Annotated in this window: 11 protein-coding genes and 3 rRNA genes; 2 read left to right on the top strand and 12 right to left on the bottom strand. The window is 54.2% G+C overall.

What is annotated here, in order from left to right; all coding sequences use genetic code 11:
• Window positions 1-30 precede the first annotated feature (30 nt).
• A complete protein-coding gene (locus tag SELSP_RS01090; protein ID WP_174261616.1) occupies window positions 31-999 on the bottom strand; it encodes a type I phosphomannose isomerase catalytic subunit in 969 nt (322 codons plus the stop codon).
• A gap of 133 nt (window positions 1000-1132) precedes the next feature.
• On the opposite strand from SELSP_RS01090, the gene SELSP_RS01085 reads away from it, so the two are divergent.
• Window positions 1133-2095, top strand: a complete 963-nt coding sequence (locus SELSP_RS01085; protein ID WP_006193870.1) for an AEC family transporter — start codon at window positions 1133-1135, stop codon at window positions 2093-2095.
• Between the two features lie 112 nt (window positions 2096-2207).
• On the opposite strand, the gene SELSP_RS01080 is transcribed toward SELSP_RS01085, so the two are convergent.
• The 7 genes from SELSP_RS01080 to SELSP_RS01050 form a co-directional block, all read right to left on the bottom strand.
• Window positions 2208-2834 carry a DedA family protein gene (locus SELSP_RS01080; protein ID WP_006193871.1) on the bottom strand — a complete coding sequence of 209 codons (627 nt, stop codon included), beginning with the start codon at window positions 2832-2834 and terminating at the stop codon, window positions 2208-2210.
• A 156-nt stretch (window positions 2835-2990) separates the two neighbouring features.
• Window positions 2991-3905 (bottom strand): GGDEF domain-containing protein, encoded by a 915-nt coding sequence (locus SELSP_RS01075; protein ID WP_006193873.1) that lies wholly within the window; start codon window positions 3903-3905, stop codon window positions 2991-2993.
• 242 nt (window positions 3906-4147) lie between these two features.
• Window positions 4148-4663, bottom strand: a complete 516-nt coding sequence (locus tag SELSP_RS12600) for a methyl-accepting chemotaxis protein (RefSeq protein ID WP_232362395.1) — start codon at window positions 4661-4663, stop codon at window positions 4148-4150.
• Between the two features lie 617 nt (window positions 4664-5280).
• The gene (locus SELSP_RS01065) at window positions 5281-6417 is read right to left on the bottom strand and encodes a hypothetical protein (protein WP_006193876.1); all 1137 of its coding nucleotides are present in this window, start codon (window positions 6415-6417) and stop codon (window positions 5281-5283) included.
• A gap of 84 nt (window positions 6418-6501) precedes the next feature.
• Window positions 6502-6969 carry a hypothetical protein gene (locus tag SELSP_RS01060; protein ID WP_006193877.1) on the bottom strand — a complete coding sequence of 156 codons (468 nt, stop codon included), beginning with the start codon at window positions 6967-6969 and terminating at the stop codon, window positions 6502-6504.
• 18 nt (window positions 6970-6987) lie between these two features.
• A complete protein-coding gene (locus tag SELSP_RS01055) occupies window positions 6988-7236 on the bottom strand; it encodes a transcriptional regulator (RefSeq protein WP_155813701.1) in 249 nt (82 codons plus the stop codon).
• 255 nt (window positions 7237-7491) lie between these two features.
• Window positions 7492-8841, bottom strand: a complete 1350-nt coding sequence (locus tag SELSP_RS01050) for a serine/threonine protein kinase (RefSeq protein WP_006193879.1) — start codon at window positions 8839-8841, stop codon at window positions 7492-7494.
• 70 nt (window positions 8842-8911) lie between these two features.
• Here SELSP_RS01050 and SELSP_RS01045 point away from each other — a divergent pair, with 70 nt between their 5' ends.
• Window positions 8912-9358, top strand: a complete 447-nt coding sequence (locus SELSP_RS01045; protein ID WP_006193880.1) for a helix-turn-helix domain-containing protein — start codon at window positions 8912-8914, stop codon at window positions 9356-9358.
• 147 nt (window positions 9359-9505) lie between these two features.
• On the opposite strand, the gene tnpA is transcribed toward SELSP_RS01045, so the two are convergent.
• From tnpA to SELSP_RS01025, 4 genes are all read right to left on the bottom strand, one after another.
• Window positions 9506-9967: an IS200/IS605 family transposase gene (gene tnpA / locus SELSP_RS01040; protein ID WP_006193881.1), complete on the bottom strand. Its 462-nt coding sequence runs from the start codon at window positions 9965-9967 to the stop codon at window positions 9506-9508.
• A 181-nt stretch (window positions 9968-10148) separates the two neighbouring features.
• A 5S ribosomal RNA gene (rrf, locus tag SELSP_RS01035) occupies window positions 10149-10265 on the bottom strand.
• Between the two features lie 174 nt (window positions 10266-10439).
• Window positions 10440-13518 (bottom strand): 23S ribosomal RNA (locus SELSP_RS01030).
• A gap of 322 nt (window positions 13519-13840) precedes the next feature.
• Window positions 13841-15395, bottom strand: a 16S ribosomal RNA gene (locus tag SELSP_RS01025).
• The 16S, 23S and 5S rRNA genes sit together here, the layout of an rRNA operon.
• Window positions 15396-15579: the final 184 nt, after the last annotated feature.

Raw genomic sequence — 15579 nt, 5'->3', positions numbered from 1 at the left:
GAAGAACTTCCTCTTCGGGGCGCATTTTCGCTAGATCTCCGTCAGAAGAAACGCTCCCTCGCCGCGCATCGTGTAGTCACCGAAGCTCGCCGGTATGAAGTACGAATCGCCCTTCTCCAAAATCTCCTCGCCGCCCGACCACGAAAGCTCCATAGGGCCTCCGAGCGCGACGATGGACTGGAAGCTCGTGCGTCCCGCCTGCAAGTGGCAACGACCCTTGAGGGCGAAGTGATAGACCGTGAAAAACTCGGTTCGTGCGACGACCGTCATCTCATGCTCGGCGAAAATGGAGAACTTCTCGCCACGGTTCACGTCATACGCCGGCGGCGCGAACGAGAGCACGTCGAGCGCCTTGTCGATGTGCAGGTCGCGCAGCCTGCCGTCCGCGCCGCACCGCGCATAGTCGTAGACGCGGTACGTCGTATCGGAATTCTGCTGAATCTCCGCAAGGAAGATGCCGCGCCCGATGGCATGGAGCGTGCCTGCCGGAATCACGATGGCGTCGCCCGCCTTCACCTTGACGCGCCGCACGACGTCCAAGAGCGTGTTCTCCTCGATGCGGCGGCGGCACTCTTCGCGCGAGATCTCTTCCTTGAAGCCGTAGATGATCTCCGCCCCAGGCTCGGCATCGAGAATGTACCACATCTCCATCTTTCCGTACTCGCCCTCGTGCTCGAAGGCGTAACTGTCGTCTGGATGCACCTGCACCGAGAGATCGTTGTGCGCGTCGATGAGCTTAATCAAAAGCGGGAAATACGGATAGCGCGAACCGTGCGAGCCGAGCGCAGCGTGCGCCCCTTCGCGCGCGATGTACGCTTCCAGCGTCAGACCCGCGTCCGCGCCGTTCTCGATAACGCTCTGATCCTCTTTGTGACACGCAAGCTCCCAGCTCTCCGCGACCTTCGCGAGAGACGTCTTTCTGCCGTACTCCGTCTTGAGGCGCGTGCCGCCCCAGATATAGTCCTTGAGCGGCGCTCGAAGCTTCATCGGGTATATCATTCGATCCATCCTTTCTCCCGGGCTTGTATTCCTGCCGTGCGCATGTTACGATACATGCACGATAATGAACTCTTCGCGAGTCAGCAGGACAAGCCCTTGCCCTGCTGACCGAATCCAGCAAAAGAGGCCTCTCATGGACGAAAAACTCTTCCGCATCCTCTACGTATTCAGCGACCTCGCCGCGCCCCTTCTCGCGGGCTACATCGCCTATCAGCGAGGCCGCATCTCCGACGCGCTATGCAATGCCATCATCCGCTTCAACATCATCGTCATGGCGACGCTGCTCGCCGTCTTGAGCTTCTGGGTCATGCCGCTGTCGAGAAGCCTCCTGTGGCTGCCGCTCTTCAGTGCGCTCTTCATGCTCGTGCCCGGCACCATCGCCTATTTAACCTTCGCTCGCCGCCACAAGGACGCCCTTTCGCGCGGCGCCTACTACATGAGCGCCATGCTCACGAACATCGGCACGATCGCGGGGCTCTCCGCCTTCATTCTCTACGACGAGACTGGATTCGCCTACGTGCAGATCGTCTCATCGTTCCAAGTCGGCCTCCTCGTGCTCGTATGCTTCCCGCTCGCCGCGATGTTCCGTGCGCAAGGGGCGAAAGAGGGGGCTCGCGTCCACCTGTCGCTTAGGGAACTCTTTCTCACGCCGAACCAGGTGCCCGTGCTCGGTCTCATCGCAGGACTCGCACTCAACGTCTTCGGCGTCGAGCGTCCTGCCGTGCTCGGCACAGCGTTTCAAGCGCTCGTGCATATCGGCGCCTGGACGGCGCTCTTTCCCGTCGGCTGTCTCGTCGACTTTTCGCGCGCGCGTCCCTACATCAAAAAGACCGCCGACCTCATCCCCCTGCGCTTCCTCCTCACGCCGCTGATCTTCTTCGGACTCTGCCGCCTGCTCTTTGCGGACTCCGTGCTCATCGGCAGCGTGCTCCTCATCGCTGCCGCGCCGACGGCGATCAACGCCGTCCTGACCGCGCGGCTCTACAAGCTCAACGTAGACCTCACCGTCGCGAGCTTCCTCGTCACGACCGTCATCTACCTCTTGCTCTTCTACCCGCTCTTCTTCCTCTACGTGACGCACGGCGGCAGCTTCTGAGGCAGAAGTGATACATACAGCGCTTCCTAAAAAATGGACGTGGATCACTCCACGTCCATATTAAGAAACCACGGATAAATTCAGCCGCCCATCTTCACACATCCGGACGACTTCATTTTATCAGCGCTTCCTTTGCCTTCTGCTGGCGGCTGCGGCGATAGCGCCAGTAAAGACCGGCGACGATGATGCAGCTTACAATGACGAAGGCGATGCTCACCTCATGTCCGACCTTGAGCATGATCTGCCAGCTCTCGCCAAGCGCCATGCCAATGCCGAGGATCAGCGCCGTCCACGGCAGAGAGCCGAGGAACGTGTAGAGGAGAAACTTCTTCATGTCCACATGCGCAAAGCCCGCCGGAAGCGAGATGAACGTGCGCACGACGGGAAGCATGCGGCTGAAAAACACCGCCTTGACGCCATACTTGTCAAACCAGCGCTGCGCGATATCGACGTGCGACTTCTTCACGAAGAAATACTTGCCGTACTTGTCGACAAAGGAACGCCCGCCGTAGCGCCCGACGAGATAAGCGAAGATCGATCCCGCCATGCCGCCGACCATGCCGGCAATCATCGCCCCGACGAAACCCATGCGGTCGGCGAAGATCAGATAGCCCGAAAATCCGAGGATCAGCTCACTCGGAATCGGTATACAGGCATTCTCCAAGGCCATCAAGACGGCGACCGCCACATAACCCCAGGCATCAATGAACTCCAAAAATGTCTGCGTGAACTGCTCCATACGCCCTGCCCTTCCTCAAGAGAAACAATCATACAGCTTCATTATACACTACCGCCAGCAGAAATGCTATAGCATTTCTGCTGGCGGTAGACACCAAAAAGCCGCCCGGCGAAACTTCTCTTCCGCGCCGGGCGGCTTTCCTGCTTCCTATACGTTTTAAGCCAGCGTTAGCAGCTTTGCAGCCGCTTTATCACCGCGATCAAGTGACTGCCTCTTCTCCGCCGTTTGCAAAAGCTCATGGAAAGACGTGCCGTCCTCCGGATAGTACGAAACGGCGATGCGGCACTCTAAGCCATAGCCGCCGAACTGCGTATTCTCACCGCCGAACAGCGTGCGGATTGCCCGCGCCTTCATATCCATGACCTCCGTGCGCTCCATATCCTTGACAAAAACGGCGAACTGGCCGTCGCCCAGATGCGCAATCACGTCGCCCGCACGGAAGAAACTGCCGACCGCCTTGCATATACGCACGAGAAGCTGATCCGTCCAATGCTTGCCGCGCTGCTCTGCGAGCTGGCAAATATTGCCGAAGGAAATGGCCATCAGAGCGTTGCTCTCGTCGCGGCCATGACCTGCAAGATACGTCTGCACCGCTTTCTCCAGCCCTGCACCGTTCAATATGCCCGTGACCGAATCGCGCTCCGAGCGGAAATGCGCGAAACTCTGCTCCATCTTGCCCATGCTCGACTCGATGTCCCAGAGGATGCCGATCGTGCGCTGTACGCGCCCCGTCTCGTCGCGCAGGAGCTTCACGGCGACCTCGTACCACGAATAGCGCCCCTGCGGCACTTCTGCCATGTCGAGCAAGACCTCGCGCACGCCCGTCGTCTGCCCACGGAAAAGCGCCACGAGCTGCTCGACCGAATCAGGATGAATCATGCCGCGATTTTCGGTGCAAAGGGTGCGGCAGAACCCCTCGAAGCGCTTCTCCGTCATACCGTCGCGCGCCTTCGCCAAAAGAAGCACATCGTGCTCAATGTCGTAGTCAAACGTGACCACACCCAGTTTTTCCAATAACAGCTCTACGCATTGATTCTCGTAACCTGCTACCGGAGTCTTATATCTTTCCATAATATAACCTCCCCAAGATAGACAAGCATAACTACCAATGCCTCTCCCCCATAACTCCCCATACAATGTCCCCACAAAATGGCGAAGTTATTCTAACATATAGTATAGCGCGAGAACACAAAAAAATCCAGAAAAAAGTGACAATGATTCAAAAAACTTTGCTATCTGCAGGCATCTGCTCCTGCATAGAAAGAAAGAGCGCACATGGCTTCCATGCGCGCCCCTTCCAGTGCCCAATATCTTCAATCCGTGCGCACGACAAAGGCGCCCAGTTCCTCCGCCGCATTCGTGACGCGCGAGAGGTTCGCCGTGATCTCCTCAGTCGAAGCCGCCTGCTCCTGGCTGATTGCCCCCGTCGTCTCAATCGTCTTCGAGATTGCCTCGACCGCCTTGTTCATCTCCGCCAGCGTCGCCTGAATCTTCTCCGTCGCCTCACGCGACTGTTCAGCGAGCTTGCGAACCTCCTCCGCAACGACGGCAAAACCTCTGCCCTGCTCGCCCGCGCGCGCCGCTTCAATGGCGGCGTTGAGGCCGAGGAGGTTCGTCTGCTGCGCGATGTTGTTGATGAACTCGATGACCTTGATCGTCTCGGCATTGCGCTCTTTGAGGTCGGCCGCCTGCTGCACAGCCTCCTGCCCCGACTTCGCCAATTCGCTCGCACTCTCCGCGACCTGCTCGACAGCATGGTAAACCGTCTCCGTCGACTTCGTGACCTCGTCGACCGCATGGGCGAGCTTTATGTCCTGCGCAACATCCATCGCCGTCACAAGCGTGCCGATGATGTCACCGCTCACGCCGTGAATCGGCGTGATCATGCTGCGGACGCCGCGTCCGTAGAGCTTCTCATCAATCAAGCCAACATAGTCTCGCCCCGTATCGATGACGTGCCTCGTATTGGGCGAAATGGGCGTCCCGACCGGAGGAGAGAACTCCAGCTTGGCATTCGGTATCAACGCCAAGGTCGTCTCCTTATCCGTTACGCCAACAGCAATATCCTGGCGAACGACATGATCCAAATAAGGCGCGACGGCAATGAACGCATCCAAAACATCTTGATCCGTCTTGATCGTATCGGGGTAAACCATAGAAATACAACTCCTCTACCTACGCATTCCAAAGAAACAACGGCCGCCATGCTTTGCTTTGAACACTCACGAAAAGAAAACATGAAAAAGAAATCCCCTATATTTTATTATATCGTGAATGCGGCCATAAAATATAAGCGCTTTAGAAAAATCTCTGGTAGAATCCGACTTTGGGATGTATTCCGTCTTCCTTCTGGGAAAAAACTCTCTCTTCAAATAAAAGGCCGCGGCTCTCTGCCCCAAAACCTAGATCCGCAGCATCTTTCATCGCGCACTCTCTATTCTGCTGTTTAGCGCAGAGACTTAGCCTCTGTCATTACAAGATTCATCAAATCAACATTTTTCTGTTCATACAAAACGGAATGGTAATGTGACGGCTTGCGTCCCGACGCTGTATAGAGCTTTCCCGGCACGACATTTCCCACGCCATCTCTATCAAACAGCCCGTAGACATTAAAGACATGCGTCGCTCCGTCCCAATATCCCGCATTCCGATCATTGTCCCTCGCGTCATTGGCGACATAGAACCTTGCCTCAAAGACCTCATGCCCAGCCTGTTTGTGTGTCAATACGCTGAAATCGGTGATTGGTTCGACGACTGCCACACGATGATTCTTGCGATCACATACAACCAGCTTTCCCGTTCCAGTCTCCCGTGCAAGAAACCCAACGCTGCTGTTGCCATAGGAAGTTTCCTTGATTTGTCCGCTCACCGAATACCCTAAGCTCTCAAGCTCCTGCTTCGCCTTTTCGCGCGGATCTGCCGCTGCCCCTTTTTGCGGCTTTTCCTGCATCTTCTCCTTTGCTGAAGCTCCCTTCTTTCCCTTCTCCTCCGGATTCTCATCAAAAGCCGCCATTCTCACCCGCTTCATTGCCGACTCTGCCGAGCCCATACGGCTCATGATCTGGATTCCATTTACGCTCTTCATCAGACCGATCTCTTTTGATTCTGAATCAGACATATCCGCTAACAATCCGATATATTCCGCTTCTGCATCCAAAAAATGACTCCGGAGCGTCTCATAACGCTTGACAATCTCTGGATCATCCTCACTGGAGAACTGCCTTTCCCAATACCACTCAACGCACTCCAAAAAACCTGTCGTAAGCATCCCGCCGCTCAGAGGAACCTTATGCAACCAGCTCGATACCAGGAAGATTGTACCCTCCGCCTCGGTCAACTTCTTTGCCACAGGCTCTGTCTTCGTGATATGTTCTTGCAGAACGCTCTTCTGCGCTGGATCCTTTGTCATCGTTTCGATGATCTCATCCGTGATCTTCTGATCATCCTCCTGCAGAGCGCCGACAGCTCCTTCCACAGCAACGGCAAGCGCGTCGAGCGCATCGGCATGTGCGACCTTCGCCAGCGGTACAAAGGCAAGCAGAACCGCCATGCAGGCAACGATGATTTTTTTCCCGTGACTCATATCAGCCTCCTTGCTGAAACAATACCAGTATATGACGCATTGTGCGGAAAAAGCATGACAAGCAAAGCTTCTCCCATCTGATGCCTACCCACGAATGATGGCCATCGCCTGCGGATTGCGAGCCTGGATATAATCGAAAAACTCATTGGCTGCCCTATTCGCCCCTATGCGTTCTGCATCGTAAATTCGAAAACCACCGTTTTTATGCTGAATCAGTAAATATTTATCATGCATAAAAAGAACTGCCGGAAGAACCGTAAGAAGTCCCCACCAGTTCCCCGTTAGAACCATGAGAAGTCCCAGAACAATCAATACAATATTCAGTTTTGCCACTTTCTTCTGCAACGTAACTTTCTGTACATCCATCACATCAAAAGAATCGCTTTGTTTTCCCCATTTAAAGAACAGCGCTCTGCGACAGGTATCAATCGCAATGCGGTTCCCATTCACTTTGACATGCGTTTGTACATTCACTTGAAAAAGTCCGTAGGCAAGACGGTCTGTAGAAAATTCCCATTCGTGATGCTCTGCATTGGATCCATTATCCTGCATTATTCGGACACCTCCATATCAATCCGCCAGCCCCTTGGCACGCAGCATATTCTGCGCATCATCTATATCTGCGCCCAAAAACCAAGCCAAGCCCCCTGCCAAGCCGTCCGAATGCGTCACAATGGCAAGCAGACTTCCGAGCACGATGACGGACAGATAGACGACGAAAACCTTCTTGCGCGTCCTGGCCGCCTTGTCGCCCCAGAAGATCACAAACTTCGGCTTCACCATGCCGATGAACATGGCCAAGAACGCAAGCCGAGCCAAAAGCCAACAAAAGTCAGACAAACTTCTCCCCCCTTTCTCTATTCCGTCTTATGAATAAACTGGTCTTGCCTCCCACTGTCCGCTCCCTAGGAAGGCAAACATTCCTCTATGTGTGCAAGCGAGTGCGGCTGCGCACATAAGTCATCAATTCCCCCCATTATAACAAAGACCCCGCAGGCTTTGGTTACCTGCGAGGTCACTGGAGCAATTTTTGATTTCACAGACGTTTCTGCGGTCGTACGGTCGCAGCGGATTCTATAGGTCCAGCAATCTCTTTTGGTCGGCTACAAACTCGTCGATCGCTCGATTGCGTTCCGCCTCGTTCATGGGCGGCAGATTTTTTATAAAGGCATCTGTTCGAAGCCCCAGTTCGCCGCGCTTCATAGCCTCGAGCCGTTCCTCGTCCGAAGTATTGCCGGAGGAGAATACCTCATTCCTTATCTGCCAATAGGCAAGTTTTTCCGGATCATCCTTGAACTCTGCCAAGAATGCATCCGCGCTCTTTATGGACTTTCTTTCCTCTTGGCTGGCTGTCGGCGGTGTATAACTGTCATGAGCAGTCAGCTCGATCGATGACGATGGCGTTGGCACGGCAACTTCTTGTTCAGACTCGCTGTCCGATGGCACAAGCGATTGCCTAGAAACCCCCTCGTCAGATGTTTCTGGCGTCGGCGCAGCTGCGCTTTCTTCCGCAGCGCTCGGCAGTCGAACCGCTGGCGAATCGACCTCCGATTTGCTTGCAGGAGCGTTCGGCAGCGGCTCTGTCCCGTCAAATCTTTGCAGAATACAAAACACCACAGCAGATACGATTGCCAGCGTCCACAATGCCGCCTTTCCCCTGCCTGCCCAGAACCTGCGAAAAATCAGCGCACGGCGAAGTTCCTGCAGATTCCGATAGCGCCTGTCCGGATCGATTTCCGTGCATTTGGCAAATATCTTGACGAGATAGCCGCCATACTCTTCCGGCAGCGCTTTCCGCATGGTGATGCCGATGGAGTAGATGTCACTCCTCGCGTCCGTCTGCCCATAGCCAAATTGTTCCGGCGGGGCGTAGCCCCTTGTGCCGAGATGCATCGTGTCCTCGCCGCTGTGCTCTTTGACAGTGCGGGCAGCATCGAAGTCGATGAGCCGGATGATGCAGCCGCTTTGCAGGATGAGATTGGACGGCTTGATGTCACGATGGATGATGCCCTGCGCATGGATTTGGGCAAGGCCTTCACATAGCTGCAAAAGAACGCTCTCCGCCTCACGCTCCGAAAGATACGCCTTGCGTCCGATGCGGTCAAGCAGGGATTCTCCCTGCACATACTCCTCCACAACAACCGTCTCATCGCCATCCTCGATACAATGCAGGACGCGGGGAATCAGCGGATAATCTTTCCCCTTGAGCATCCTATAAGGAAGCCCTGTCAAAGCGATGCGTTTCAATATGACCAACCGCTGCGAAAAGGTCCCAAGAGCGCAAGCCGAAGGCGCTACGCGATTGGTTGACGTTGACCGCCCCGATCTCTCGGATGCCAGCCATACCTCTCCCTTGTCACTGGATTTAAGCAGGTCTATCTTTTGAAAAATCTCTTCAAAATATGCGGTGATATTGGCATCCAAGAAATCACCTTGCTTTCTTCTCCATATCGTATTATCCTATGTGTATCAAATCTCATAGGAGGGCAGCATCATGCCGAAAAGCACCGAAGAATTGAAAGACGATTTGCGCCAGGCCTCCGGACTGGAGGGCTTTCTCGTAGACAATCAGAAAGATTTCCGCCAATACACGCTGGCAGAATATCTGAATCAACTTCTGGAGGAAAAACACCTGAGCAAGCTGGATGTCGTTCGGGCTTCCAGCTTGGAACGAATCTATGCTTATCATATATTCGCCGGACGCAAAAAGAATCCTTCACGCAACAAAGTCCTTTCCCTCGCCCTCGCCATGAAACTCACTCCGGAGGAGACGCAGTATCTTCTATACTACGCAGGAGCGGAACACCTCTACGTCCGCAATCCGCGGGACAGCATCCTGTGGTATGCCCTCGATCACCGCCTAAGCGTGATCGACACGAACATCATGCTCCAAAAGATGTCAGAGCAACCCTTATTGAACGTCGAAACAGAGATGCCTTGATTCCAAAATCATGACCACCCGTCAAACGGGTGGTTTGCTCGCCCCCTATAAGGGGCAGTTACCAGCCAGCGTCTAAAGACGCTGGCTTTCACTACGTTCAAGCCAGATTGCTCTTGACTCGTCACCGCCCTTAAAAGGGCGTTTGTACTACTTGCTACCCTTAAAAGGGTCTTCGTATTCCTTCACACTCAACTTATCCATCGCAACATCATGCCTTTCTTGCTCTTGGATATACTTGCGAATGGTTGCTTCATTTAAGCCAACCGTACTCACATAGTATCCTTCTGCCCAAAAGTGCCGATTGCCAAATTTGTATTTCAAATTGGCGTGTTTGTCAAATATCATTAACGCACTTTTCCCTTTGAGATATCCCATAAATTGTGATACACTAAGTTTCGGCGGAATGCTTACCAACATATGCACATGATCGGGCATCAAGTGTCCTTCCAAAATCTCTACACCTTTATATGCACAAAGTTGCCTTAAAATGTCACGGATGCTCGCTTTATACTGATTGTAGATGATTTTCCTACGGTATTTAGGCGTAAACACGATGTGATACTTGCACAGCCACTTTGTATGCGATAAACTATTAGCTTTCTGTGCCATAAGCACCTTTCCTTTCTGTATACTGGCTTGAACAACCTTAGTATACTACCCGGAAAGGTGTTTTTGGTATAACCATTTGTCTTCCACCCGCATAGCGGGTGGTTTACTGTGTCGCATGCTTTGCATGCGACACTGGGTCACGACCCATAAATAAAAAACGCACCCTTTCGGGTGCGTCATCAACCAGCAGCTTTCTATCCTCCCAGGTCGTCTCCAACCAAGTACTTTCGACGTATGAGTGCTTAACGACTGTGTTCGGGATGGGAACAGGTGGAACCACTCAGCTATCGCCACTGGATTTCTAGCGGTCAACGTCAGCCAATCATGCGACGCGCTTCGCGCTTGCATTCTTGGGACGTTTTCGCATGCGACCTGTTACCCAATCGGCTTCGCCTCTTGGACAGGTCAGCAGAAGGTTTGCATAGCATACCTTCAAAACTATACAGAAGACTCAATGGAACATTTTAGGTAATAAGTCAAGCCCTCGGCGTATTAGTACGGGTCGGCTGCACGCCTTGCGGCGCTTCCACTCCCCGCCTATCAACCTCATCGTCTTTGAGGCGCCTTACCGGATTACTCCGTGAGAAACTTCATCTTAGGGCTGGTTTCACGCTTAGATGCTTTCAGCGTTTATCCTTTCCGGACGCAGCTACCCAGCTGCACGGCTGGCGCCATGACTGGTACACCGTTGGTCCGTCCACTCCGGTCCTCTCGTACTAGGAGCAGCCCCCTTCAGGTTTCTTTCGCCCGCGATGGATATGGACCGAACTGTCTCACGACGTTCTGAACCCAGCTCACGTACCACTTTAATGGGCGAACAGCCCAACCCTTGGGACCTGCTTCAGCCCCAGGATGTGATGAGCCGACATCGAGGTGCCAAACCTCCCCGTCGATATGGACTCTTGGGAGAGATTAGCCTGTTATCCCCAGGGTAGCTTTTATCCGTTGAGCGATGGCAATTCCACTCTCATTCCACCGGATCACTAAGCCCTACTTTCGTACCTGCTCGACTTGTCGGTCTCGCAGTCAAGCTCCCTTCTGCCTTTATGCTCTTCGCGCGATTTCTGTCCGCGCTGAGGGAACCTTTGGACGCCTCCGTTGCTCTTTCGGAGGCGACCGCCCCAGTCAAACTGCCCACCTGGCACTGTCCCGAGTGTCGTAACTACTCCGGTTAGATGACCAGCGAATGAAGGGTGGTATCCCAACAGCGGCTCCGGGCGTCCTTGCGGCCGCCTTTCTTAGCCTCCCACCTATCCTGTACATCATTCGCCGGGCATCAATGCCAAGCTGCAGTAAAGCTCCATGGGGTCTTTCTGTCCAGTCGCGGGTAACCTGCATCTTCACAGGTATTTCAATTTCACCGGGCCCCTCGTCGAGACAGTGCCCAAATCGTTACGCCTTTCGTGCGGGTCGGAACTTACCCGACAAGGAATTTCGCTACCTTAGGACCGTTATAGTTACGGCCGCCGTTTACTGGGGCTTCAGCTCAAGGCTTCGGATTGCTCCTGACCTCTCCCCTTAACCTTCCAGCACCGGGCAGGCGTCAGCACCTATACGTCAGATTTCTCTTTTGCAGGCACCTGTGTTTGTGGTAAACAGTCGCTTGGGCTTCTCTTCTGTCGCCGGCCCCAGCTCCAACCGCATGGGTCTTCACCAGTTCCGGCCATCCTTTTCCCGAAGTTACGGATGCAATTTGCAGAGTTCCTTAACGAGGGTTTTCCCGCGCACCTTAGGATCCTCTCCCTGCCTGCCTGTGTCGGTTTCGGTACGGGCGCAGTTCGTCTCGCTAGAAGCTTTTCTCGGCAGTGTGGTCCGCTTGGCTTCGGCTCACCCATAGGTTTGCCTCCCTGTCACGTCTCGGCTTTTACAAGGGGGATTTGCCTCCCTTGCAGCCTACCGGCTTCGACGCGCTCTTCCATTCGCGCGCCCAAGCTCCCTCCTGCGTCACTCCATCACTCAAACGACTCCCTGCGGTACTGGAATATTCACCAGTTGTCCATCGCCTATGCTTGCTGCCTCGGCTTAGGTCCCGACTGACCCTGGGACGACGAGCGTTGCCCAGGAAACCTCAGGCTTTCGGTGGGCCAGATTCTTGCTGGCCTTTTCGCTACTCATACCGGCATTCTCACTGCCATGCGCTCCACCGCTCCTTCCGGTACGGCTTCGCTGCGCATGGTACGCTCCCCTACCCCGCATACTTTCGTATGCAGCCGCAGCTTCGGTTCTGTACTTGAGCCCCGGATATTTTCGGCGCAGGGACTCTCGACCAGTGAGCTATTACGCACTCTTTAAATGGTGGCTGCTTCTGAGCCAACATCCTGGTTGTTTTCGAATTCCTACATCCTTTTCCACTTAGTACAGCATTGGGGACCTTAGCTGGCGGTCTGGGCTGTTTCCCTCTTGCGTACGGGTCTTATCACTCGCACGCTGACTCCCGAGCTTGACATGCAGCCATTCGCAGTTTGACTGGGGTCGGTAGGCTTTACGCCCCCTTGCCCGATCAGTGCTCTACCGTCTGCATGCATCACTCGAGGCTAGCCCTAAAGCTATTTCGGGGAGAACCAGCTATCTCCACGTTCGATTGGCATTTCACCCCTATGCACAGCTCATCCCAAAGTTTTTCAACACTCACGGGTTCGGCCCTCCGCTCAATTTTACCTGAGTTTCAGCCTGGCCATGCATAGATCACTGTGGTTTCGGGTCTACCCCGTCGAACTCTTCGCCCTTTTAAGACTCGCTTTCGCTTCGGCTCCGCGTTTTCCGCTTAACCTCGCTCGACAGGATAACTCGCCGGTTCATTCTTCAATAGGCACGCCGTCGCGCATATAAAGCGCTTCGACTGCTTGTGGACATACGGTTTCAGGTTCTATTTCACTCCGCTCCCGCGGTTCTTTTCGCCTTTCCCTCACGGTACTTTCCTCTATCGGTCGTCAGGTAGTATTTTGCCTTGGATGGTGGTCCACCCGGCTTCCCACAGGGTTCCTCGTGTCCCGTGGTACTCTGGATTCCAGCCCGTTCTTCAGCCTTTCGTGTACGAGGGTCTCACTCTCTTCGCCCGACCTTCCCATGCCGTTCCACTAGACTGCTTTCCCTTTCTGCTGGTCCTCAACCCCGAAAGCCCGAAAGCTTTCGGTTTGGGCTCTTCCCGCTTCGCTCGCCGCTACTGAGGGAATCTCACGCGCTCCACTCATGGATATGCTGGCGCATCTGCTTGTCTGTGCTTCCTTCCGCTTCGTTGTCATCGCTCGACATAGCCACCGCTATGACTCGCTCTTCCGCCTCGCTGAAGAAATCACATCCTGCGCATCTGCATCCAGCCCATTCATGAGCGGAACGCTGTTGATTACTTTTCCTCCGGCTACTTAGATGTTTCAGTTCACCGGGTTTGTCTCCCTTTCGGGTAGTGCGACATGACTCGCACTGGGTTGCCCCATTCGGATATCCGTGGATCGAGGCCTATTTGCGGCTCCCCACGGCTTTTCGCAGCTTATCGCGTCCTTCTTCGACTCCTGACGCCAAGGCATCCACCGTATGCCTTTCGTAGCTTGACTTTTCCACGGCTTTCGCCGTGTGTTTCGCCTCAAGGCATCATTTCTGATGTTCTTGGTTTGGTTTGTGATCCTAAAATGTTCGGAAAATCTTTGCTGTATTTCTACAGCGTTCGATGATTTTCTTTCATTTTGTCTTCTGTGTAGTTTTCAAGGTACGCCTGACCTTACCGCTGGTATAATCCAACGAGAAGGTCAAGTTTGAGAGATTTGTGTTCCCTCAAAACTAGACAATGCAGAAAACCTGATGCCTCGACTTAAAGTTTAAGCTTTTTCTGTTCAGCTTTGCCTTGCGGCTTGCTTCACGAACAGCTCAGCACCTTAGAAAGGAGGTGATCCAGCCGCACCTTCCGATACGGCTACCTTGTTACGACTTCACCCCAGTCATCGCCCCCGCCTTAGACAGCTGCCTCCTTGCGGTTGGCCCACCGGCTTTGGGCGTGAATGACTTCCGTGGTGTGACGGGCGGTGTGTACAAGGCCCGGGAACGTATTCACCGCAGTATGCTGACCTGCGATTACTAGCGATTCCGACTTCATGCAGGCGGGTTGCAGCCTGCAATCCGAACTGGGGGATGGTTTGTGGGGTCCGCTCCGGCTCACGCCTTCGCTTCCCTCTGTCCATCCCATTGTAGTACGTGTGTAGCCCAGGACATAAGGGGCATGATGACTTGACGTCATCCCCGCCTTCCTCCGCGTTCTCCGCGGCAGTCTCCTTTGAGTTCCCGCCATTACGCGCTGGCAACAAAGGACAGGGGTTGCGCTCGTTGCGGGACTTAACCCAACATCTCACGACACGAGCTGACGACAGCCATGCACCACCTGTTTTCGTGTCCCCGAAGGGAGGAAGCTATCTCTAGCTCTTTCACTCAATGTCAAGCCCTGGTAAGGTTCTTCGCGTTGCGTCGAATTAAACCACATACTCCACCGCTTGTGCGGGCCCCCGTCAATTCCTTTGAGTTTCAGTCTTGCGACCGTACTCCCCAGGCGGAATGCTTATTGCGTTAACTCCGGCACAGGAGGGGTCGATACCTCCTACACCTAGCATTCATCGTTTACGGCCAGGACTACCGGGGTATCTAATCCCGTTCGCTCCCCTGGCTTTCGAGCCTCAGCGTCAGTTACAGTCCAGAAAGCCGCCTTCGCCACTGGTGTTCCTCCCAATATCTACGCATTTCACCGCTACACTGGGAATTCCGCTTTCCTCTCCTGCACTCAAGGCATACAGTTTCCATCCCCTCACGGGGTTGAGCCCCGCACTTTTAAGATGGACTTATATGTCCGCCTGCGCTCCCTTTACGCCCAATAATTCCGGACAACGCTCGCCACCTACGTATTACCGCGGCTGCTGGCACGTAGTTAGCCGTGGCTTCCTCGCTCGGTACCGTCACCCAAACTCAATATTCTCAAGCTCGGTTTTCGTCCCGTGCAACAGAGCTTTACGATCCGAAGACCTTCTTCACTCACGCGGCGTTGCTCCATCAGGCTTTCGCCCATTGTGGAAGATTCCCCACTGCTGCCTCCCGTAGGAGTCTGGGCCGTGTCTCAGTCCCAATGTGGCCGTTCATCCTCTCAGACCGGCTACTGATCGTCGCTTTGGTGGGCCGTTACCCCGCCAACTGGCTAATCAGACGCAGGCCCATCGACAGGCGATAGCATATTCAGAGGCCATCTTTTATCCAGGGATGATGCCATCCCCGGACTCCATTCGGTATTAGCATTCCTTTCGGAATGTTGTCCCCATCCTGTCGGCAGGTTGCCTACGTGTTACTCACCCGTTTGCCACTCTCACCTTTACCGAAATAAAGGTTCCCGTTCGACTTGCATGTGTTAAGCACGCCGCCAGCGTTCGTCCTGAGCCAGGATCAAACTCTCCGAAAAAACTTGGTCTTTCTGCGCTATGCTTCGTTGCAGCTTCGCGTCGCGTCCTCAGCGCACATGAGTGCGCTTCCGGGGCGTCGCTTCGCTGCGCCTCGCCTAGCACAAAAATCCCTGCGTTTTTTCTCCACTTCCGACTGTAGGACAGTCGTGGCAGAGAAAATCACTTTTCAAGTTTGCAGAGAGC

Origin of the sequence: Selenomonas sputigena ATCC 35185, from assembly GCF_000208405.1 — a bacterium.
Taxonomy (GTDB): Bacteria; Bacillota; Negativicutes; order Selenomonadales; family Selenomonadaceae; genus Selenomonas; species Selenomonas sputigena.
Note: the sequence above shows the minus strand (reverse complement) of the source record. Positions and strands in the feature narration are given on the sequence as shown.